Consider the following 22,353-nt stretch of genomic DNA (forward strand, 5'->3'; position numbering starts at 1 on the left):
GGTCAAAACCAGCTCCCACTGGCGGGCTGACCCGGAAAAAAATGCCCGCACGCGGCGGGCACTCAAACCTAATAAATATTTTGCACTTGCTGCTGGGCGACTTCATGCGCCATGAACTCGTCATAGCTGGTGCCGGCCCGGTCGACAATGCCTTTCGGGCCGACTTCGATGATGTGGTCGGCAATGGTTTGAATGAATTGGTGATCGTGGCTGGTGAAAATCAAGCCGCCGGTAAAATCGATCAGCGCGTCGTTCAGTGCCGTGATGCTTTCCAGATCCAGATGGTTGGTCGGGTCGTCAAACAGCAAGACGTTGGCCTTACTCAGCATCATCTTCGCCAGGTACGCGCGGACCTTTTCGCCCCCGGACATCACCGGCGTCTGCTTCAACACGTCGTCGCCGCGGAACAGCATCTGACCGAGGAACCCGCGCAGGAAGGTGTTGTCGCTTTCTTCCTTGCTGGCAAACTGGCGCAGCCATTCGAGGATATCGAGGCGCTCGTCGGCAAATTCCGGGTTGAGGTCACGCGGCATGCTGGCGCGGCTGGTGGTCACGCCCCAGGTCACACTGCCGGTGTCCGGCTGCATCGTCCCGGCCAGAATCTGCATCAAGATGCTGGCGGTGACGTCGGAGCGCGAAATAATCGCCGTTTTCTCGCCTGGGCGCAGGATGAAGCTGACGTTATCGAGCACCGGCACGCCATCGATGGTTTTGCTGACGTTGGCCACACGCACCAAGTCGTTACCCAGCTCGCGCTCCGGCGTGAACTTGATGAACGGGTACTTGCGGGAGCTTGGTTTGATGTCGTCCAGCGTAATCTTATCCAACTGCTTCTTGCGGCTCGTCGCCTGCTTGGACTTGGAGGCGTTGGCCGAAAACCGCGCGATAAATTCCTGCAGTTGCTTGATCTGTTCTTCTTTTTTGGCGTTTTGCTGGCTGCGTAACTGTAACGCCAGTTGCGAGCTTTGCAGCCAAAAATCATAGTTGCCGACGAACAGCTCGATTTTGCCAAAGTCGACATCGCACATCATCGTGCACACCGCGTTCAAGAAGTGACGGTCATGGCTGACCACCAGCACGGTATTTTCGTAGTCGGCCAGGAAATCTTCCAGCCAAGAAATGGTTTGCGGATCCAGCCCATTGGTCGGCTCGTCCAAGAGCAATACGTCGGGCTTGCCAAACAACGCCTGCGCCAGCAGCACCTTGACCTTTTCCCCTTCCGGCAAATCGCCCATCATGGCGGTTTGCTGATCGGCGGTGATGCCGAGGCTTTGCAACAGCTGCGCCGCATCGGCTTCGGCGTTCCAGCCGTCCATTTCGGCGAATTCGGCCTCAAGCTTCCCGGCCTCGACCCCGTCTGCCTCGGAAAAATCGGCCTTGGCGTACAATGCATCCTTGGCGGTCATCACCTCATACAGGCGCTGGTAGCCTTGGAGCACGGTGTTCATCACCGTTTGGTCGTCGAAGGCAAAGTGATCCTGGCGCAGCGAGCTCATGCGCTCGTGCGGATCCATTGTCACCGTCCCCGTCGTCGGAGATAGCTTGCCTTCCAGAATCTTCAGGAACGTCGACTTGCCTGCCCCGTTGGCGCCAATGATGCCGTAGCAATTGCCCGGCGTGAACTTGAGATTAACATCTTCATAAAGCTTGCGGTCCGAGAACTGCATCGACACATTGTTGACTGTTAACAATTCGGTTTCCTCCGTAACGCGTATTAGCTTACATAATATCAGACTCGCGCAAACTCCACAATCACGGTAGAATACAAGGTGCGCAGTGGGGCGGTTAGACGGCGTAGGTGACACTCAAGGTGGCAATGGTCCGGGCTTTGGACCAATGACAGCTTGACTGTCACCCTAGCCGTCTGCCCCACGCAGTCCGATTAGGTGCGCAGTGGGGCGCTCAGGCGGCGTAGGTGACGTGGCCACATGGTGGTGGGCCCGGGCTTTGGGCCCGCTGCCAGGCGGTTCGTCACCCTAGCCGCCTGCCCCACGTAGCCCGATTAGGTGCGCAGTGGGGCGATCAGGCGGCGTAGGTGACGTGGCCACATGGTGGTGGGCCCCGGGCTTTGGGTCCACTGCCAGGTGGTTCGTCACCCTAGCCGCCTGCCCCAACGCCCCTGTCTCGTGAAAGGAAGTTACCCATGCCAGTCAATTTAATCCTCGGCATCATCTTGTTAGCCGGCGCCGCGGCCATGTTGATGCGCAAGCCGCCGCGGGCCAAGCGCAAGCGCACCCAGCGCAACCGCCGGGCGGCCAGCTTGGTCGTCATCGCGCTGTTGCTGCTCGCCGGGCCGACCGCCAAGCAACACCTCGCGCCGTCGCATGAGCCGCCGACCAGCCAGGCCAAGCCCGCCGGCGGTACCACCTCGCAGCAGCCACTGGCTAAACTCGCCCAGCTCAATTACAGCAATGATCAAGAAATTACCATTAACAACAACGATCCCGGGTTTACCAAAACCGAGCTGGCCACCAACAAAGGCGGCTGGACGCGCTTCAGTGATTTGGACAGCCAAAATCGCGTGGGCGTGGCCGAGGCCATGCTGAACCAGCGCCTCATGCCCCACGCCGAACGCGAGCGGTTGACTTGGGACCCCACCGGCTGGCACAACAAGAAGGTCCACGGTGAGTGGCTCTATAATCGCTCGCACCTGATCGGCTACCAGCTGTCGGGGGAAAACAACAACCCGAAAAACTTGATGACCGGCACGCGCTCGCTGAACTCACCGCTGATGCAGGCACATGAAGACGACATCGCCGCCTACCTCAAGCAAAACGCGAACCATTTTGTCCGCTATGAGGTGCAGCCGGTGTTTCGCGGCAACGAGTTGCTGGCGCGCGGTGTGGCGATGCGCGCCCAGTCGATTGGCGACAACACGATCCACTTTAACGTCTATATATTTAATGTCGAAGCCGGCGTGACCTTGAACTACGCCGATGGCACCAGCCACCTCAATTAATCCACGCAAAAGGCGCCTCGTTTTAGCTAACGAGGCGCCTTTTGCATGAATGGCTAGTTGAGGGTGACACTGCCGTCGCCGGTTTTAGCCGTCACCGTGTAAGCTGGCGTCCCCACGTTACCTGCTTGGTGATGCGCAGAATCGCGGGTCAAGGTGGCGGCTTGTGGGCCGTGCAGGTGCCCATCGCCGGTGCTCAAGGCAAACGCATAACCCGGCGTTGCCGGCAACTGCAGCCGGATGCGGCCGCTACTGGTCACTGCGGCGAGGTCGCCGGTGACAGCCGTCCAGGCGGCGTCAATGCTGCCATCCGCACTGCGCAGGCTACCGGCGCCGCCTAAGTCGCTGGCGGTAATGCGGCCGTCGCTGGTTGCCGCCGTGAGCGCCGGCGCGCTCACCGTCGTCAGGCTCAGCGGGCCATCATCACTGGTGGCGCGCAGTTCCCCAGCGACGCGCACCTGGTCTAAGGTCACCCGACCATCCCCCGAATGCGCGGTGAGGCGCTGGCTGCGTACCTCCTGCAGGCGCACGCTACCATCTGCCGTGGTCACCGCCACCGCATCAATGTCGCTACTGGTCAGCGAGACGCGGCCGTCTTGCGTGCTGCCGGTGAAGGCTGACAGCTTTAAATTCGTCCCCGTGAGGCTGCCGTCTTGCGTGCTGAGCATCAGCGCCACGTGCTGCTGCAGGTCCTTGGCCACCAGCGTTCCGGAGGTCACGCTTGCCTGCAGACTGCCGGTAAACTGCGCGGGCACGGCGACTTCGATCGTCGACCAAAAGCCCATGCGCTTGCCGCCGATGGCCAAGCGTAGAAAACTCTTGGGCCGCTTGCCGGCCTTCACCACCACGGTGTCGCCATCAACGGTGAGACTGCCGGCGTAATCGGGCCGGCCATTGATGAACGTTTCCCGCACGATCAGCTCGCTGCCGGCGGTCGGCACGAGCGTCACGTCGTCGCTGGCGTAATCCAGCAGCAGCTTGGTAATGCCGGTCAATTCGCGGCGCAACTCGTGGGCCGGGGCTTCGGTCGCCGCCTCCGGGAGCTTGCCGGTGACGTTAAGCCCCGTCAAGTCGCCGTTGATGATTACACGATGGTTGCCCGTGTCGCTGACGTCGATGGTCGTCGTGCTTTTGCCTGTGGTGATGGTCATCGTGTCGGCGGTGCCGGCTTCGCGCCGCCGGGCGGCCGCCTCAGCCTTGGCCCGCGCAGCTTCAGCCTTGGCTTTGGCGGCAGTGGCCTTGGCTTGCGCCGCGGCCGCCTTCGCCGCGACTGCCTGTGGCGTCGTCGAATCGGCGTGGCTGCGCTTGGCCACGCCGGCGTCTTTGGCGACGTCGGCGATTAAACCGGCAATGTCGCCGAATTCCTGCCAGGCCTGCGCCACCGCCGCTTCCGGGGTGGCCCCACTGGCCGCAAGATCTTGCACCGCCGCCAGCAAGTTGCCGGCGATTTCTTGCCGCAGCTCCGTCAGCGGTGGGGCCGCCGGATACCGGGCAAACGCGGCGTCGAGTCGCGCGTTGATTGCTGCTGAAAATGCTTCGTTAGTCGCCATTGATCAATTCCTCCAAAGTTTGCTGCGCCAGCGTCCAGTTGGCCCGCTCCGCGGCGAGTAGCGCCTGGCCAGAGGCGGTGATGGCGTAATACTTACGCCGCCCGCCTTGGCTTTCGTCGCCCCAGCGGCCCGAGATGCAGCCGCCTTTTTCTAAGCGTTTGAACACGGTGTACAATGTCGCCTCGTTGATCGTGTATGCCCCGTGAGCGGCCGCGTTGATATCCTTGGTCACCTGATAGCCGTAGCTTTCGCCGCGGCGCAACACATTGAGCACGATGGCGTCGAGGTACCCGCGCATCACGTCTTTTGCTAAAGTTGCCATGCCTGCGCCTCCTTGGCTGTATACTACACCTTAATTACTTTTTTGAAAATAGTAATTTGGCAAAAGTAGTAGCACAGCCACAATCTCCGCCTCCAGGCCGACCGCAACGCCGCGGCAATGCGGTAAAATACGGGTATCATGCTTGGAGGCAGAGACTATGGATACCGTAGAACACCATCTCGAGACGCTGTTTGCAAACGAGCCAGAGACGCCGGCAGTGGCGCAGGCCAAAAAAGAAGCCGCCGACCGGCTGAATCAGTTGTTCAATGATTGGACGGATAATGGCGCCACGCCCAGCGCGGCGGCCAGCGAGGTGATCGCCCACACCCCCACCATCGCCAGCATTTTGCCCCATTACGATCCGGCGGTGCGCCCGGTAACCGGGCTGGACGTGCCCACCGTCTCGGCGTACTGGCAACGCCGCGCCGTGTACGCGCGCGGCCTGGCCACCGGCGTCGGCCTCATCATCATGGCCACCGGCGTGGTGCCGGCCATGATGGCGCTTGGCGCGCGGCTGGGGATTCACGCGGAGGGGCTGAGTGCCATCGGCTTTTTCGGCACCTTAGCCGCGGGCATCGTCACCATCGTGCGCCACCGCAGCTTATTTGCCCCGCTGGAGCGCAAGGTGCGGCGCGCACGGGTGTCGCTGGCGGCCAAAAAACTCGCGCGCCGGCGCCTGGCCAGCTACCGCGTGCCCTTCACCTACGCGCTGTGCGGCGGCATCTCGTTGTTTTTCCTGAGCCTAATCGTGCCAATGCTGTGTTCAGGCGTGCCGCGCGTCGGCGACGAGCTAGGCGGCACCTTGTTGTTCGCCTGCGTGGCGCTTGGCGTCGGCCTAATCGTTTACGCCAGCACGATTCGCCACGGCTACCAACACCTGATGCGCTAAGCGCCGCGGCAGATTCTTTGCCAAAATTGACGACACCGTGTACCCTTGCGGTAACGCAATGTTTCCGTCTAGGAGGTAAGTCATGCGCGCATTTGGCTTAACGCAACCCGGCGGCCCCGAGGTCCTGACCGCCGTCGACATCCCGACGCCGATCGTGGGCGCCGGCGACATTTTGATTGAAACCATGGCGGTGGGCCTCAACAACCGCGAGCGCCTCACCCGCCAAACCGCACCGGCCGGGCCGCTGACCTTGCCCGGCGCCGACGTGGCCGGCATCGTCCGCAACTTGGGGACCGACATTGCCAACGTTGCGGTAGGCGACCGCGTGGTGGCGCACACCAGCCACGCTTACGCCGAATGGGCGGTGAGTCGGCAAACCGATACGGTGGTGCTACCATCGACTGTCGATTTTGTCACCGCCGCCAGCGTCGTCACCACCGGCATCACCGCCTACCGCGCCGTGACGGATTACGCGCACCTGCGCGCCGGCGAAACGCTAATCGTCCGCGGGGCCAGTGGCGGTGTGGGCAATCTCATCGTGCAACTGGCCGCCAGCCTCGGCGTGAAGGTGATCGGCGTGGCCAGCGCGGCGCATCAAGCCACGGTGCTCGCCGCCGGTGCGCAAGAATTCGTCGCCTATGACCGGCAAAACGTCACGGCTGCGCTACGCGGTCGCGCCGACGTCGTGATCAACGTCGCGGCGGAAGGCACCGGCGCCGACAGCGATGCCGCCTTGGTCACCCCGGCCGGGCGCGTCGTCACCGTGGCCCATGGCACGCCGCGCTTCGCCAATGGCATCCCCATCACCCACTTGCGACCAGGCGGACCCACCAGCGACGCTGCGGCGCTTGGGGCCATCATCGCGTTGGTGGCGGCCGGGAAGCTTCACCAACCGATTGCGCAAGTGCTACCCTTTACGCTTGCCGGCTTTCGCGCCGGCCATCACCTGCTCGATGCCCCGCCAGGTGGGCGCATCGTCATCAGCCGCGCCGCGCAATCGTGAAAAATCGCCGTCACCACATGGTGACGGCGATTTATTTTGGCGTTTGAGTGAGCAAGGCGGCAAAGACCGCGCGGCGGTTGCTGGGCGGCAAGCCGGTGACCGGGTCTGGCCCTTCAACGACGGTCGGCACCAGCACCATGACCGCCTGCGCGGCCGCGGCGAGGGTGGCTTGAGCCGCCGCCCAAGCCTGAGCCTGTTGGGCCTGGCGGTGTGCCCACTGCGGCGCCACGGCCGCGTGATGGGTCAGCAAGCGCAGCTGTGTGGCCTGCAGGTCAGCAAACGCCAGGCGCCCCGCCAAAAACGCCTCGGTGGCGTGGCTGAATTCGCTTTGCCGCGCGTGCGCCACCCGGGCCAACCAGTTGCGACTGATCCCGCCAATCTGGCGCACGGCGCGGCGATAATTGCGCAGCGTAGCCCCCGCGGGAATCACCCGGGTGGCGCGCAGGTGGCCGGTCACGGCAATGTCGGCGCCGATGCTGAGCCCCGCGCCGGCAAGTAGGCTGGTGAACGCCACAGACAATGGCTCGCCGCCTACCGGCACGACCGCCGCGTTGACCGTCAACTGGCGCGGCGTCACCCGCAACATTTCCTCCGTCACGACGCGCCCGTCGCCAAGCCACGTCGCCACCCGCACGGCCCCCACCAAGGTGCCGGTGGCCACGGCCAAGTCCCCTGCGGCACGCATCACTGCGCCTCCTGCGGCTCGGCCGCTAGCGCCCGGTACACGGCATCGGGTTGCCAGTGGTTGTCGCGTAATTCTTCCGGCAATGCCGCGGGGAAAAATGGCCGGTGGGACGCGCGAGCCGCGGCGGCTTGCGCTTGCAAGGCGTGCCACAGCGTCGCCCGGTATTGCCCCTCGACCCGCCGCGCCGGGTCGATTGCGGTGGGCGCAACCGCGTCGGCTGCCGCCAACATCTTCTTGGCATACCGCGGGTGCGCCAACAGGTAAATCGGCGGCAGGTCCGCCCGCGCAGCTTGTTCCAAGGCGCTTTGCCGCACCGCCAACAAGCCAAACGCGTGCTGGTCGGCCGGCGCCAGCTGGCTGACGAACCACTGTTGGTGCTGATGCAGCTGAGCCAGCGTCAACATTTGGGCTTGGTAGCCGGTCAACAACTGACTCAAGCGCGCCACGACATTGTCGGCAATCTCGTGTTGCGCCAGCCAGTGATACTCGGCTTGGACCACCGTCACCCGGGCCTTGGCCGCCTTCTGCCGCAAGTCCTGCGCCAGCGCCGGCGTCGCAACCAGCTTGGCGCGCGCCAGCCGCCCGTAAAACCGCGCCCGGTCACCGACTTGCCAGTAATCCCCACTGGTTGGCAAGGCGCCGGCGGTGTGACTCACCAGAATCGTGGTCGGCTGCACGATCCGTGGTGGCGCCTTGCGCTCGCGTGTGCGGTCGACGCCAACCACCAAGCCACTGCGTTGCACCACCGTCCCGTCGGCCAGCGCCAAGGTCACGCGCCGCGCGTCCCACACCCAGCCGAAGAACCATTTTGCTTGCTGTTGCATGCGATCACCTCCATTTGCCGCTAGTATACCCGGCAAGCGATAAAAAGTAACGTCAGACGATTGGTGGAGACGAAATCATCATTGTTATCATCATGCCGCCGACCGAACATATCCCAAACACAATGTAAAAGTTTTGTTTCGGCGGATGTTAACGCTTGCGTCAACGGTCAGTTGCTGATATATTGTCAGCAAGATCTTCTCAAGTCGGCCTAGCGGACAGTGCACGGTGCGCGCACCCGGTTGACTTGCCTAGACAAAGGGAAGCCCCGACCTAGCCAGGTCGGCCTTTCGAAACATCCAGAAGGCAGCCTTATGAAGCCGTTCCGCTGGGAATTGGCAATATACAGGATGTGCAGGCGGCTAGTCCAACAGCGCAAGCTCGAGGCAGGTGATCACGTAAGCACCGGCAATCCCCCACATAGTACGGGATGTGGGCGCTCCACCTGGCAGAACGACGGCCAGCCATTGATCTCGCCGTTCGGTCATGACCCTTACACCGCGCCTGGGCTGGCTAGGCGCAACGCACCAAGCCAAGGCCACCGCACGAGACCGGCGCGGTGGTCTTGGTGTGCCTTCAGTCAAATATTCGGGCGGTGTCGCGACGGTGCCGCCTTTTTTGTGGAATGGCGAAAAACGGTGGACGCGCGGGCAAAACATTCTTATGATTAGGGCTAACCATTCGTTTTTGCCTAGGAGGCCTGCAGATGCACTTCGATAAAACTCTAGTGTGGCGCTACGGGATTTTAGCCGTGGTGGTCCTTGCCGTTCTCATCTACCCCGCCGCGGTGTGGCATGGCCTACTCGCCTTGGTTGGCATTGGGTTGCCGCTGATTCTCGGCGCGGCCATCGCCTACTGCGTCAACATCTTGTGCCGGCTCTTGGAGCGCCTGTTGTGCCCGCACACCACCAACAAGCTGGCCCGCGGCTTGCGGCGCCCGGTGGCCATCGTCGCCAGCTTCGCCATCATCGTCTTGGTGCTGGCGGGCGTGTTGCACCTCGTGTTGCCGCAGTTCATCGACGCCATCAACAACTTCTTGACCCAGTTGCCGAAGGTGTTAAGCGACCTCAACCGCTGGCTGACGCATTCCGATCAGGCCAGCGCGATTGCCAAGCAGCTTAACGCGCTGAAAATCGATTGGACCAGCCTGCAAGGCAAGCTCACGAAGTATGTGTCGGCCGGTGCCTCAGGGGTCTTGGCCTCAACCGTGTCGATTTTTGGCAACATCACCTCCGGCATCATCAACTTGGTGCTGGCGCTGACCTTTGCCATTTACCTCATTGCCGGTAAGGAACGCATCGGCAACCGGTTGAACCGCGTGCTTGATGCGTTCGTGCCCGCCAAGCCGCTGGCCAAGTTCCGCTACGTCGTCGGGGTCACCGACAGCGTGTTTTCCAGCTTCATCGCCGGCCAGGTCACTGAAGCCGTGATTCTCGGGACGCTGTGCACGCTGGGCATGTTGCTGTTTCGGTTCCCGGATGCCTTATCCGTCGGGGCGTTAATCGGTATTACCGGCCTGATTCCCATGGTGGGCGCCTGGATTGGCGGCACCATCGGCTTCGTGTTGATTGCCGTCACCAACCCACTGCAAGGCGTACTGTTCATTATTTTTATCATCATTTTGCAGCAGCTGGAAGGTAACATCGTCTATCCGCGCGTCGTCGGCACCTCGATTGGCCTGCCTGGCGTGGCGGTGCTGGCCGCCGTCACCATCGGCAGCGGGCTCGGCGGGGTGTTAGGCATGCTGTTCGGCGTGCCCGTCGCCGCCACGATTTACAAATTGATTGCCAACGCCACCCACCGGCGGGAAGCAGGAAAGGCCAAGGCATGATTTCACTTGGAGGCATCATCGGCGTCATTTGGACGCTGAATATTATCGCCGCATTGTTCACCGTGTTTCGGGAAAAACGCGACATCGCCGCCACCTGGGCGTGGCTGTTGGTGCTGAGTTTTCTGCCGCTGATTGGCTTCATCCTGTACGCATTCTTCGGCCGCCAGCTGTCGCACCGCCAACTGGCCAAGTTCACCACCACGCCGGATGCCACTTTGACGCGCGTCTTGACGCAACAGCGCCAGTTGCATCCCGCCTATTCGCCGACGGACACGCATACCCAAGCCGCGGTGAAACACATGCTGGGCATGTTCCTGAACACCGCCAACGCGCCGGTGACCGTGCATAATTCCGTGCAGCTGTTCACCAGCGGCCGCGCGTTGTTCGACGACATCATCGCCACGGCCAACCAGGCCCAGCACAGCATCTACATCGAGTTTTACACCTTTGCCGCCGACGCTCTGGGCAAGGAAATGCGCGACGTGTTGATTGCCCGCGCCAAGGCTGGCGTGGCCGTGTATGTCTTGTATGACGCCTGGGGCTCGATGGGCACGCGGCCCGAGTTTTTCGCCGAGTTGCGGGCCGCCGGCGGTCACGCCGAGCCGTTTTTGGGGATTCATTCCAACTTGGTGGATTTCCGGTTGAACTTCCGCAACCACCGCAAAATCGTCACCATCGACGGCACCACCAGCTACATCGGCGGCTTTAACATCGGCGACCAATACGTCGACCAGTCGGCCAAGTTCGGCCACTGGCGCGACACCCACCTGCGGATTCTCGGTGAGGCCAGCTTAAGCCTGCAGCACCGCTTCGTCACCGACTGGAACACCACCGTGCCGGAGACGCCGCTCAGTGCTGACTTGACCCCATTGGCCCACGCCACGACAATCGGCGAAGAAACCGCGATTCAACTGGTCGCCAGCGGGCCGAACACCAACCTCGAGCAAATCAAGCTTGGCTACCTGCAGCTGATCAACCTGGCGCGGCAAAAGCTCTATATTCAAACGCCTTACCTGATCCCTGACCAAAGCGTGCTGGACGCCTTGCGTAGCGCGATTCGCGCCGGCGTCGACGTGCGCATCATGGTGCCGCACATGCCCGATCACGCCTTCGTCTACCGCGCCACTCAGTATTACGCGCACCTGCTGGCCGAGGAAGGCGCCAAGATCTACTTCTATCAGGACGGCTTTATTCACGCCAAAACCATCACCGTCGACGACGCGCTGGCCTCGGTTGGCTCCGCCAACCTCGACTTCCGCAGTCTGCAGTTGAACTTCGAGGCCAACGCCTTTATCTACAACGCGGATTTGGCCAAGCAACTCGCCGCGATTTTTGAGGCAGACATCGCCGATAGCACCTTGGTCACCGCCGCCGATTTTCGCCAGATGTCGCTGTGGCTGCGCTTCAAGCAGGCCTTTTCGCGCCTCTTGTCCCCGATTCTCTAACCTGCGCCCGCCACTCCTGGCGGGCTTTTTTTCACGAAAAAACCCGCGGCCAGCCGGTCGCGGGTTGATTCAATTCAAGCTAGTCGTCCACTTGGGTAAAGCTGGCGATGCGTTCGGGCGTCATGTCGGCGATCAAGGCCGCGGCGAGCTTCGTGGCGGCTTGAAAATCGCTCAGCGCCGTCCAGTTGAACGCGGTGTGCTCGTACCGCACCGGGATGCCGATGACGATGGTCGGCGCGCCTTGCCAATAGGTGATCGCCGCGCCGTCGACGCCGCCACCGGTGCGCACCGCGCGGGTATACGGAATGCCGATGCGCTCGGCCGTATCCGCGGCAAACTGCTCAAACAACGGGTTAGCGATGAAACTCGTGTCCATGTCCCGCAGCATCGGGCCACCCTTGACGCGCGTTTGGCTCAGCCAATCCGGCTCGAAGGTGTCATCGGCTGGGCAGCCTTCAAACACGATGGCCAGGTCGGGGTTCACTTTCCGCGCGGTGACATACGCGCCGCGCAGGCCGACTTCCTCCTGCGCAGACAGCGAGGCCACGACGTCCACGGCGAGGTCGGCTTGGCTGAGCTGATCGAAGGTCTCCACCAGCGCAGCGGCGCCGACACGGTTATCGAAGTCCTTACCGAAAAACATCCCCTGGTTGGGCAAGTATTCGCATTCCACCGCTGGGAAAATCGGGCAGCCCGTGTTGATGTGCAGCTGGTTGATGGTTTCCTCGCGGCTGCTGGTGCCGACGTCGATGGACATGTCGGCGACGGTCGGCACCTGTTTGCGCTCCTCGGCGGTCATGAAGTGCGGCGGCTTCGTGGCCACCACGCCGGTGACGTATTCACCCAGCTGGTTGCGCACTTGCACCTTCATTGCCGGAATGTTGGTCGGCACCCAGCCGCCCAGCGTGACGAACTTGATCAAGCCGTTGGGGCGAATCGCCTGCACCAACAACCCCACAGAATCGGAATGCGCGTCGAGTTGAATCACCGGGCGCTTGCCGGTGTTGCCGGCGCGCGCCGTCAACGCGTTAAACATGCCATCCACCGTGGTATCGCCGCGGCCGGCCATTTGCTGCTTGAACAACTTCACGACTTCGCGTTCGAACCCCGGCGCCCCATGCGCGTTGCTAAACGCCTTGACGAGTTCAATTTGTGCTTGTTCTTCCATCTTCTGACCACCTTTACTTGTTTCGACTAGTGTAGACACCGAATTTCCTCGGGTCAAGCCACGAAAAAACGCGTGACCAGCTGGTCACGCGTGACGGGTTCAAGCCGGAAACAGCCGCGCTACGATAGCCTTCACCGGTTCGATGGCGGTGATGGCCCCGGCGATTTGCCCGGCCATCAAGGTGCCGCGCTCGACATCGCCGGCAATCGCGCGGGTCAAGCTGCCGTCGACGATTTGGTGTAGGCTGGCCACGCTGGCCCCATCGGCTTCGGCCGCTAGATATTCGGCCGTTAACGGATTGGCGAGGCTGCGCACGGCATCGCCGAGCCGCCGCCCGGTGACCACCGTTCCGGTGTCGCCGGCGGCAACCACGGCCGCCTTGTACGCGGGACTAATCGGCGTTTCTTCAGCCGCCAGCCAGGCGGTGCCGACTTGCACGCCCACCGCGCCAAGCGCCGTAGCGGCCGCGACGCCACGGGCATCACAAATCCCGCCGGCGGCATACACGGGCAAGTCGACGGCGGCGGTCACCTGTTGCACCAGACTCATCGTCGTTTCGGTGCCGATGTGGCCGCCGGATTCCATGCCTTCTGCCACCACGGCGTCGACGCCGAGCGCCGCCATCTTGCGCGCCACGGTGACGTTAGGAATCACCGCCACCACCTTCGTGCCCACGGCTTGTAGGGCGGCCGCGAAACGTTTCGGGGAGCCCGCGCTGGTCGTTACCACCGGCACGGGATGCGCCAGCAAGTATGGCACCAGCTCAGCGACATTGGGTTGTTGCAGCATCAAGTTGACGCCAAAGGGCTGCGTCGTGGCCGCTTGCACCGCCGCAATCGCCGCGGCTAACGTTGCCGGGGTCAGGCCCACCGTGGTCAACACCCCCAGCCCGCCGGCGTTGCTGACGGCGCTGACCAAGGGCGGCAGGGAAATCTGCGCCAAGGCGCCTTGAATCAACGGCAGTCTCGTACCAAGTTGTGTCGTCATGTCGTCACCTCCGCCTCTAGCTTACCGAAGCTCGGGTGAAAACGCCACCAAAACCGGGTCGCTAGTCGCTTTTGGTCGGGATGAACGGCCGGACTAGCTCGGCCAAGGCTCTAACGTTGCGCGTTTGAATATAGATGCGGCCGCTGCCGGTAAAGCGATTGACGAAGCCTTCGCCGGTGGTGAGCCCAAAGGCCCCGCTGGCCACTTCGATGTGGTAGTCGAGGCTACTGGACCAGGCTACGACATGGTTATTGTCGATGACGTAATCGTGGCGGCCGTCCAGGTCGATGGACAGCAGGTCCCCATACGCGCTGGCCAGCATCGTCCCGGTGCCGACAGATTCCATCACGAAGAAGCCGCCGGTGCCGCCGAGCAAGGCTTTACCCACTTTTTGCCGGACCATCTGATACGTCGCGGTGCTGTCCGCGGCGAGAAAGGCCCCAGTGTTCAGGCGCCACTGGTTAGTCTCATCCACCGTCAAGGCGATGATCTTGCCGGGGTTTGCCGGCGCGATGCCCAGCGTGGCCCCCGCCGCCATTCCCGTGGCCGTGGTCATGAACACCGCCTCACCAGAGGCCATCGAACGCCCCATCGCGTTCAACATGCCGCCCAGGCCCGTTTTGCCGTTACTATTCATCTTGCCTTCAAGGTTCACGCGGCCGTCGTGGTAAATCATTGCCCCACGCTCCAACTGCACGCTTTCCCCCGCGCCCAAGGTGATCTGGACGATGGGAAAGGTGTCACTGCCTAGCATTTGATAGTTCATTGCACTTCCTCCTTGTTGGCTTGGAGTATAGCATAAGGCGCGGCTGGCGAACCGCGACCCGTCAGTTGTGCGGCCCTGGGTGGACACGTTTTCAAACCGCGCCTATAATAGGGGACACTCACCACTTGAGCAAAAAAGGAGTCGTTATGCAGCATATTCCCGGATTACCACTCGGCGTCGGCACCTGGGGCCTCGGCCTCGGCACGCCGGCGCAAGCCGAAAGCGAACGCGCCGCGTTGACCTACGCCCTCGACCACGGCATCACGACCATCGACACCGCGGAGATGTATGGCGACGGCGCCGCCGAAACGCTGGTCGGGGCAACGATTGCCGATCGTTCGCGCAACGAGTTGTTTCTGATTTCAAAATTCTACCCCTGGCACGCCACGCCGGCGTTGATGCGCAAGGCATTGGTCGCTAGCCTGCGCCGGTTGCGCACGGACTACCTGGACTTGTACCTGTTGCACTGGCCCGGCGACACGCCGCTAGCCGACACCATGGCCGGCCTGGCCGCCTTGCAAGACGAAGGGCTGATCCGCGCGTATGGCGTCTCGAATTTTAACGTCGAAGACCTCAAGGCCGCCCGGGCTGTTCCCGGCGGTGACCAGCTGGTGGCTAACGAGGTGTTGTACAACGTCCAATCGCGCGGCATCGAATACGATTTGCAGCCGTACCAAGACGTAGCCGGCATCGACCTGATTGGCTATTCGCCCTTCGGCTCCGGTAACGGCCGCGCCATCACCATTCCCAACGCGGTGCAGGCCTTGGCCGCGGCCAAGGGCGTGTCCGCCCACCAGTTGCTACTGGCGTGGACCATGCGCAGCGGCCGCGTCTTAAGCATTCCCAAGGCCGCCAGCCTCGCGCACATGCGCGCCAACCTCGCCGCCGCGCGCCTCACGTTGACGCCGGCCGACTTAGCCGTCATCGATGCCGCCTGGCCGGCCCCGACGCACCCCGTCCCACTCGAATCAATTTAAGGAGGCTTCATCATGAAAATTTTCGTCATTGGTGCCCATGGCCAAGTTGGGCAATTATTGGTCAACACGTTAAGCGAAAACGATTTTCAAGTCATCGGCGGCTACCGCGACCCGGCGACTCAGGCGCCGCAAGCCACCACCGAGTTCACCCCGGTGGCCTTTGACCTCAACGCGCCGATTGCCACCCTCGCCGCAAAAATGCAAGGCGCAGACGCGGTGATTTTTGCCGCGGGCTCGCAAGGCAAAGCGCTCTTGGCCGTCGACCTCGATGGCGCGGTGAAGGCCATGCTGGCCGCCGAAGCCGCCGGCATCAAGCGCTTCATTCAGCTGTCGGCCTTTCACGCCGACGACCGCGTGCACTGGCCGGATAGCCTGCACGATTATTACATCGCCAAGTATTACGCCGACGAGTGGCTGCGCCACCGCACCCAGCTGGATTACGTCATCGTCGCGCCCACCACGTTGACCAACGGCGAGGCCACCGGCACGCTCACCACCGAACCGACAGCGACCAGCACCATTACCCGCCAAGACGTCGCCTCGGTGTTGGCCCGCGCCGTCACCAGCGACCTGCACCGCGAAACGCTGAATATTGCTAACGGTGCCGTGCCGATCGCCCAGTGCCTGTAAAAATTTGGCGTGCATGTCGCGATTAATTCTGTTATTGTAGAACCAACAATTAACGAAACGGAAGTGAAGCCAGTGAAGTAAGCCAGTGAAAATCGTCAGCAACCCGCGCAAGAATTGGCGGAGTCTGGACTGTTTTCACTGACTGCTTCCTGGGTTCACCCAAGGAGCCAGTCTCAACTCGACTGGCTTTTTGTGTGGACTGGCAGTCTCCGGTCCCCCTTCGCCACTGAAAGGATGATCCTTCAATGGCTACGATTACCCTGCACCACCTCAGCTTTGGCTACGACGGCCAGGCGCCGCTGTTTACCGACGTCAACCTCAATCTCGACGCCGCTTGGCACCTCGCACTCGTGGGTCGCAACGGCCGCGGCAAAACTACGCTGTTGCGCCTGCTGCAACACCAGCTGCCCTTTACCGGCACGATCACGGCGCCGCCCACGCATTATTTTCCCCAACCGATTCCCGATCCGGATCAGCTCACGCTTTACGCGATGCAAGCCGTCAGCCCCGCCGAGCAGTGGGAGCTGGAACGCGAGCTCAACTTGCTGCACGTCGACCCTGACGTGTTGTGGCGGCCTTACGCCACACTGTCCGGCGGCGAGCAAACCAAGGTGCGCCTGGCCTTGCTGTTCGTCGATGCGGACCAGTTCGCCTTGATCGACGAGCCGACCAACCACCTCGATGCCGCCAGTCGCGAGCAAGTCGCCGCTTATCTCCAAAAGAAAAACGGCTTCATCGTCGTCAGCCACGACCGCCACTTCCTCGATGCCGTCAGTGACCACACGCTGGCCATCAACAAGCAAACCATCAGCCTCACCCAAGGCAATTACAGCACCTATGCGGCCGCCAAGGCACAACAAGACGCCTTTGAACAGGCGGAAAACGCGCGCTTGAAAACGGATATCGCCCGCCTGCAAGCCACGGCCCGCGAAAAGCAGCGCTGGTCCACCGCCCGCGAAGGCGACAAGCACGGCAATCGCCACGTGCCCGGCTCCGGCGCCGTAGCGGACAAGGGCTTCGTCGGCGCTCGCGCCGCCCGCGTGATGCAAAAGGCCAAGAACCTCGAGCACCGCATGGACGCGCAACTGGCCACCAAGCAAACCTTGCTCAAGGACATCGAGGACATTCCCAGCTTGACCATCAACACCACGCCGGATCACCACCGCGTGTATTGGCACGTCACTGACCTGCAACTGGCCTATGACCGGCCACTATTTGCCCCGGTGAGTTTTGACCTCGAAGCCGGCGAGCGCATCGCGCTGGTCGGCCCGAATGGCAGCGGCAAGTCGTCGCTGTTGGCCGCCTTGTTCGGCGAATTCTCCGGCAGCCAAACCGGTGAGATTCACCGGCCAGCCAGCGTCACCTGGAGTCGCGTGCGCCAGGCTTACGCCGATCTCCAAGGCAACCTGCAAAGCTTCGCGGCGGCCCGCCACCTACCCTACCAAGACCTGTTGAACAATCTCAAAAAGCTCGGCTTAGAACGCGCCTCGTTCACCACGCCGATCACCGCGATGTCGCAGGGCCAGCAGAAAAAAGTCGAAGTCGCCGCCAGCCTCGTCACGCCCGCCAACGTCTTGGTGTGGGACGAGCCGACCAATTACCTAGACATCGATAACCAAACCCAGCTGATTCAGGCGATTCAAGCTAACCAGCCGACAATGCTTTTTGTCGAACACGACCAAGCCTTCATCGACCAAGTCGCGACGAAAATTATTCGCCTAAGGCCGGCGTGATCGGCGCAAAAAAAGGCTCCGCATACCGCGACGCCGGTCACATCCTAATCTAGGAGTACTCCGCCAGTCACCTGGCCACGTTTTTTGGGGGAACGCTTCGGAGTGCGAGCAGCGACCAACCGCTCTTATGGTTAAGTATACCGGACCACAACGCCTGCAACGAAAAGTGGGCACATCTGACCCCTTCATTTACGCCTACCGCAAACCGGCCCGTCTCATAGTTGAGGCGGGCCGTTGCCGTTACTCGAAGCGTCGAGCCTTCACCATGCCGATGCCGCTACCCAGTAACAACATTGTCACCGCGACAACAAACAGCAACTGGCTATGGCCCCCGGCTGCTGGGAACTGCGAATTGATTTCCTTATCGACTACCAAGGTAACCGCACCATCCTTGCCATTAATCGACGTCGAGTCGGTGCCCTTAATAATCATGTGATCCGCATCCACGCCGCCGGTAATCTGCACGGTATAATCACCCGCCACCGAATTAATCGGTAGCGTCACGGTGCCATCCGCGCCGGTGGTGCCGGTCAGCACGACGGTCCCCGCCGCGTTCGTTACCGTGAGCTTGACACCAGCCAACGCCACCGGATCGCCGCTACTGTCGACCAGTTTGGCCTGAATATCCCAGGCGAAGCGATAAGTGTCGCCGGCGGTGCCAGTGGTTGCCGGGGTATAGGTCTCGTTTACCTTGCCCGCGTTGGTCACCTGAGTCTTATCCGTCTTGACGCCGCGCCAAACGCCATAGGTCCCGCTAGCAATTGTAAATTGTGGAAACGCGATTTTTGCGGTCATCTTCGGGCCAAACGTAATCGATTGTAGCTTAGACTGCGCCGCTGGGTTCGCGTAATTGTACGTTGGGAAGACCATTTCTTTGAGCGGCCAGGAGTCTCCTAACCGCCAGTTAGAGAGGTCAAGTGTCGTCAAAGCATAATCGCCGTTGAACAGCTGGGTCACGTTGGCGTTAGAACGGACCGCCCACTTGGCAACATCGAGCGCTTTGACGTTGGTCATGTTTTCAAACATGTTGTTCATCGCAGTCACATTCGCCATGCTCCAGCCGCTGACATCCAAACTGGTCAGGCCAGCGTCCTCCGCAAACATGAACGACGTGGTGTCCGCATTGGCCATTTGCCAATTGGCGACATCCAGGTTTGTCAGCTTGCTGTCATCCTGAAACATCGACATGAAGTTCACCCCTGCGGTAGGTTGCCAGCCGGTAAGGTTCAACGTGGTCAACGCCGCGTTGTTGCGAAACATGCTATCAAACTTAGTGGCTGCACTGACGTCCCAATCATGTAAATCAAGCGAGGTTAAGCCGGTATCATTTTCAAACATTGACGTGAAGTCATCCGCTTTAGCTGGTTGCCAAGGCTGGAGGTTAATTGCCGCTAACGCAGGATCTTCGGCAAACATATACTGAAATTTTTCGCCGTTACCGACGTCCCACTTGTCCAAACCGCTAAGCGTCGTCAGTGCGGTCATTTTGTAGAATGAAAAAGAAAAATCCGTGACATGGCTGGTGTCCCACTTACTCAAATCCGGCAAGGTCTGAATGGCCGCGTCTTCCGCGAACATATGGTTCATGTCGGTGAGCCGACTCGTTTCCCACTGATCCAAGCCGCTGACGGTCGTGAGATTTGTGTCTTTCCAAAACATGTCCGCCATCGTCGTCACGTGGCTCACATCCCAGTTACCTAAGCCCTCAATCGTGGTCAGCTTCGTCATCGTGGGGATCCCATTATCTTTCGTGGCAACCGCAAACAAGAATGACATGTCTGTCATCTGACTCACATCGACATTTTCTAAGCCAGTAATGGATTCAAGATTATGAAACTGCTGAAAGATGCCTCTGGTCCCATTCAACCCATTCGGTCCATCCGTAAACTGGGTCTTTCCTTCAAAACTAATTTGCTTAACCGAATCCATCGTACTGGTTAACGTCGTGCGCCCGTTATCGACCCAACCGGAACTGGACAGCGGCTTGGTTGAGGAATTGAAGTGCAACGTCCCATTGGCATCCAGGTAGAACTGCGAGCCACCGTCTGTACCCCCATCAGTCGTACTGGTTGACCCGACGACCTTCCACACCCCTTTGACCGTGGCCCGCTGGTATGCGGCGGCATCCCAGGTGGCGGCTTGGGCTTTTTTTGGCGCACTGAACCAGACCCCCGCAACGAGTGCGACAGCCATGACTACCCATGATAATCGGTGCCACCAATCAGTCCGCCAAATTCTCATCGTTTACCCCTCTTGCCGCGTTCGCATCGTCAGGCCGAAAGCTACGACCAACCCGCCGAGCATCACCGCGGCAACCAAACCAAGCGGCCACCGAAGCTGGCCGCCTGTTTGCACAATTTTCGCAGGTTGCTTCGTGTCCGGCAATACCGGTGCACTTTCCAGCAACCCCGACTTCGGCGTGTACGTATACCGCGTCCGCGTCGGCGAAAAACGAATCAAGACCGGGGCGGCTGGCGTCTTCACGCCTGCCCCAGGTAATTCGCGCAACAAATAATCCGCACCAATGGCGAGGCCAGTAATCGTCGCCTCGCCATTCGCATCGGTGTTTACAACCACGTGGTACGCAGCAGGCCCGGTCAATGTGCGATACGTGTGCGCATCCGTGGCCGTGATTGGCCCGGCAATCGCGTGAATGCGCGTCAGTTCGTAACGCGCCCCTGCCAATGGCCGAGTCTGCTGAGTAGAGGCAGCACTTTTGACGCTGACGCGCTTTTCAATTGTCAACGTGCCGTTACCGGCAGCGTGGACGGGTTGGGTCGCTGCGCTCACCGCCAAGGCGATCAGCGCGGCCATCAAAACCAGCCACTTTCTCATTGTTGTCCCTCATTTCCACTTCTTCGGTCTCTCCTCACAAGCGGCGAAGTTCGCCACCTCTGAGGCAAGACCGAAGCCTTGTCCTTGAATCAATTAGGCGTTTTGCCGACGCTTGATGATGTAAACACCGGCGGCGCCAACCACAATCAGCCCAGTGGTCATGGCATAGAACAGAATCCGTGCTTGCGAACCAGTCAGTGGCAGGTTCGGCAGCATGTTGTCGTGATCGACGACGGTCACATCCGGGGTCGAATCTTGCGTTGCGGTCACTTCATGAATCTTCCCATCCACATCGTAACCGGCAGGCGCGTCGGTTTCGACCAGGTAGTACTTTTGAGTCTTGGTGTCGGGGTCAACTTCCAAGCCGGTAAATTCAACTTTACCATTGGCATCGGACTTGGCCGTCAGCGTGTTCCCATCTTTATCAGTAACAGGCGTCTTGGCGTCGGCATCACTGTACAGCGTGAAGACGGCATCTGGCACAGCCTTACCATCTTCATCGGTCTTATCGGCGTCGATATTACCAAAGTAAACAGTTGGCTTTTGGTCAGGCACTGTCGTTTGAGTTTGTGTCTGATCTGGGGTAATCGTCCCTTTGTAATTCGTCTTGAACGTGTTGGAAACTTCGGCGTCTTTTTGGGCATTCACCGTCGTGCTCAAGGTGGCAACCAACTTGCTACCCTTGTCGGCGGCCGCAAACTTGGCAATCCCGGCAGCCGTTAATGAAACAGTCACGGTGTTCGTCTTGTTCGTGGTGTCTTCCTCGGTTGTCACCTTGTAATCGGTGTCCTCGGTCAACGGTACTGACACCATCTTCGTCGGATCACTGGTACTTGGCGAGGAAATCACAACTTTGGTAATCTTGGCATCGCCCATCTTCGTCGTGTCCAGCACATCGACCATGTTCAATTCACTGGCGTATGTCTTCCACTTCGTCGTTGTGGTCGTCACGGTGTTGCCATCTTTATCCGGAGCTGACGTTTCGGTGGTACCTTCAGTTTCGACACCCGACCCGTGGATATCGGCTGGCCGGTTGATGGTCATATCCCAATAAACTGTCGAACCCGTCTTCACACTATCGGCAGTCACTTCTTTGCCGTCATCGAACAAGGTCTTGGTTGGGTTTAATTGCAGGTTAGCTTCGTCGATTTCGTTCTTCGGGAAGATATTAACGTCATAGGTCAGCGTCTGTGTGTTCGTGCTGGCATCCGTCGTGGTCAGCGGCACGTGCACGATGAATGGCGCCGCAGCCGTCTTCACCGCGTCACTTGGTTGCTCGACAACGAGGTAATAACCATCGCCGGTTGTCCCGGCACCGAGGTCGGCTTTGGCCGTCCCTTTATCATCGGTCGTAACCGTTTGGGCAGCGAAGCTGGCATCCGTCGTATAAGAAGAAGTATCACTGGCGCTAAGTGTCTTGCCGGCCACCTTGGCGACCTTGGTGATCTTAAAACTAATGCCGCCTAATGCCTTCGCGCCGGTTGGGACATCCGATGCATCTGGCACCTTCGAGTTGTCGCCACTCGTCGCCGGTGTACCAGCGTACTTGTGTAAGGTGATGCTACGCATCGTCGTATCATCTTCGACCGTGCTGGCAGTCACACTGCTAGGCGTGGACCGGGTAAAGGCTGGTGTGGCCACGGCGCCAAGTGCACCGAGGGCGAGGCCGCACACCCCAATCACATGCCCTAATTTTGCTTTATTCATTTGCGATTCCTCCTCGAATCAGTCCAAAATTTTGCGTGTTCTGTCGG

At 60.6% G+C, this 22,353-nt stretch carries 19 protein-coding genes; 8 read left to right on the forward strand and 11 right to left on the reverse strand.

Annotated elements, in window-relative coordinates:
* Nucleotides 1-68: 68 nt before the first annotated feature.
* A complete protein-coding gene (locus tag FD02_RS08370) occupies nt 69-1,691 on the reverse strand; it encodes an ABC-F family ATP-binding cassette domain-containing protein (protein ID WP_054723620.1) in 1,623 nt (540 codons plus the stop codon).
* 452 nt (nt 1,692-2,143) lie between these two features.
* Between FD02_RS08370 and FD02_RS08375 the strand changes: the two genes are divergently transcribed.
* Complete coding sequence (locus FD02_RS08375) at nt 2,144-2,959, forward strand: DNA/RNA non-specific endonuclease (protein ID WP_056951668.1); 816 nt, start codon at nt 2,144-2,146, stop codon at nt 2,957-2,959.
* Between the two features lie 53 nt (nt 2,960-3,012).
* Here the strand turns inward: FD02_RS08375 and FD02_RS08380 are convergent, their stop codons facing one another.
* Nucleotides 3,013-4,506, reverse strand: coding sequence for a DUF4097 family beta strand repeat-containing protein (locus FD02_RS08380; RefSeq protein WP_056951670.1), 1,494 nt, complete (start codon nt 4,504-4,506; stop codon nt 3,013-3,015).
* Entirely contained in the window at nt 4,496-4,828 is a 333-nt protein-coding gene (locus FD02_RS08385) for a PadR family transcriptional regulator (protein WP_054723780.1), read from the reverse strand. The genes FD02_RS08380 and FD02_RS08385 overlap by 11 nt, the downstream gene beginning before the upstream one ends.
* Before the next feature lie 157 nt (nt 4,829-4,985).
* Here FD02_RS08385 and FD02_RS08390 point away from each other — a divergent pair, with 157 nt between their 5' ends.
* Nucleotides 4,986-5,717, forward strand: coding sequence for a hypothetical protein (locus tag FD02_RS08390; protein WP_056951672.1), 732 nt, complete (start codon nt 4,986-4,988; stop codon nt 5,715-5,717).
* A gap of 82 nt (nt 5,718-5,799) precedes the next feature.
* Entirely contained in the window at nt 5,800-6,720 is a 921-nt protein-coding gene (locus tag FD02_RS08395; protein ID WP_056951673.1) for a quinone oxidoreductase family protein, read from the forward strand.
* 31 nt (nt 6,721-6,751) lie between these two features.
* Here the strand turns inward: FD02_RS08395 and FD02_RS08400 are convergent, their stop codons facing one another.
* Nucleotides 6,752-7,405, reverse strand: coding sequence for a hypothetical protein (locus tag FD02_RS08400; protein ID WP_056951676.1), 654 nt, complete (start codon nt 7,403-7,405; stop codon nt 6,752-6,754).
* Nucleotides 7,405-8,229: a hypothetical protein gene (locus tag FD02_RS08405; RefSeq protein WP_056951679.1), complete on the reverse strand. Its 825-nt coding sequence runs from the start codon at nt 8,227-8,229 to the stop codon at nt 7,405-7,407. Before FD02_RS08405 ends, FD02_RS08400 begins: the two co-directional genes overlap by 1 nt.
* 704 nt (nt 8,230-8,933) lie before the next feature.
* Between FD02_RS08405 and FD02_RS08410 the strand changes: the two genes are divergently transcribed.
* Both FD02_RS08410 and cls read left to right on the forward strand, forming a co-directional pair.
* A complete protein-coding gene (locus tag FD02_RS08410; protein WP_054723551.1) occupies nt 8,934-10,058 on the forward strand; it encodes an AI-2E family transporter in 1,125 nt (374 codons plus the stop codon).
* The gene (gene cls / locus FD02_RS08415; RefSeq protein ID WP_054723550.1) at nt 10,055-11,503 is read left to right on the forward strand and encodes a cardiolipin synthase; all 1,449 of its coding nucleotides are present in this window, start codon (nt 10,055-10,057) and stop codon (nt 11,501-11,503) included. Before FD02_RS08410 ends, cls begins: the two co-directional genes overlap by 4 nt.
* Before the next feature lie 79 nt (nt 11,504-11,582).
* On the opposite strand, the gene FD02_RS08420 is transcribed toward cls, so the two are convergent.
* The 3 genes from FD02_RS08420 to FD02_RS08430 form a co-directional block, all read right to left on the reverse strand.
* A complete protein-coding gene (locus FD02_RS08420; protein ID WP_054723549.1) occupies nt 11,583-12,671 on the reverse strand; it encodes a M42 family metallopeptidase in 1,089 nt (362 codons plus the stop codon).
* A 99-nt stretch (nt 12,672-12,770) separates the two neighbouring features.
* Nucleotides 12,771-13,658, reverse strand: a complete 888-nt coding sequence (locus FD02_RS08425; RefSeq protein ID WP_056951681.1) for an NAD(P)H-dependent flavin oxidoreductase — start codon at nt 13,656-13,658, stop codon at nt 12,771-12,773.
* Between the two features lie 61 nt (nt 13,659-13,719).
* On the reverse strand, nt 13,720-14,424 hold the full coding sequence (locus tag FD02_RS08430) for a TIGR00266 family protein (RefSeq protein ID WP_054723701.1): 705 nt from the start codon (nt 14,422-14,424) through the stop codon (nt 13,720-13,722).
* 146 nt (nt 14,425-14,570) lie between these two features.
* Between FD02_RS08430 and FD02_RS08435 the strand changes: the two genes are divergently transcribed.
* From FD02_RS08435 to abc-f, 3 genes are all read left to right on the forward strand, one after another.
* Nucleotides 14,571-15,401, forward strand: a complete 831-nt coding sequence (locus FD02_RS08435; protein WP_056951683.1) for an aldo/keto reductase — start codon at nt 14,571-14,573, stop codon at nt 15,399-15,401.
* Nucleotides 15,402-15,413: 12 nt separating this feature from the next.
* On the forward strand, nt 15,414-16,031 hold the full coding sequence (locus tag FD02_RS08440; RefSeq protein ID WP_056951685.1) for an SDR family oxidoreductase: 618 nt from the start codon (nt 15,414-15,416) through the stop codon (nt 16,029-16,031).
* Between the two features lie 245 nt (nt 16,032-16,276).
* Nucleotides 16,277-17,764 (forward strand): ribosomal protection-like ABC-F family protein, encoded by a 1,488-nt coding sequence (gene abc-f / locus FD02_RS08445; protein WP_056951687.1) that lies wholly within the window; start codon nt 16,277-16,279, stop codon nt 17,762-17,764.
* Between the two features lie 240 nt (nt 17,765-18,004).
* On the opposite strand, the gene FD02_RS08450 is transcribed toward abc-f, so the two are convergent.
* The 3 genes from FD02_RS08450 to FD02_RS08460 form a co-directional block, all read right to left on the reverse strand.
* Nucleotides 18,005-19,957: a BspA family leucine-rich repeat surface protein gene (locus tag FD02_RS08450; protein ID WP_056951690.1), complete on the reverse strand. Its 1,953-nt coding sequence runs from the start codon at nt 19,955-19,957 to the stop codon at nt 18,005-18,007.
* 51 nt (nt 19,958-20,008) lie between these two features.
* Entirely contained in the window at nt 20,009-20,599 is a 591-nt protein-coding gene (locus FD02_RS08455; protein WP_056951692.1) for a prealbumin-like fold domain-containing protein, read from the reverse strand.
* A gap of 93 nt (nt 20,600-20,692) precedes the next feature.
* Complete coding sequence (locus FD02_RS08460) at nt 20,693-22,306, reverse strand: SpaH/EbpB family LPXTG-anchored major pilin (RefSeq protein WP_056951694.1); 1,614 nt, start codon at nt 22,304-22,306, stop codon at nt 20,693-20,695.
* Nucleotides 22,307-22,353 lie beyond the last annotated feature (47 nt).

The sequence above is a fragment of the Lacticaseibacillus nasuensis JCM 17158 genome (assembly GCF_001434705.1).
GTDB lineage: Bacteria > Bacillota > Bacilli > Lactobacillales > Lactobacillaceae > Lacticaseibacillus > Lacticaseibacillus nasuensis.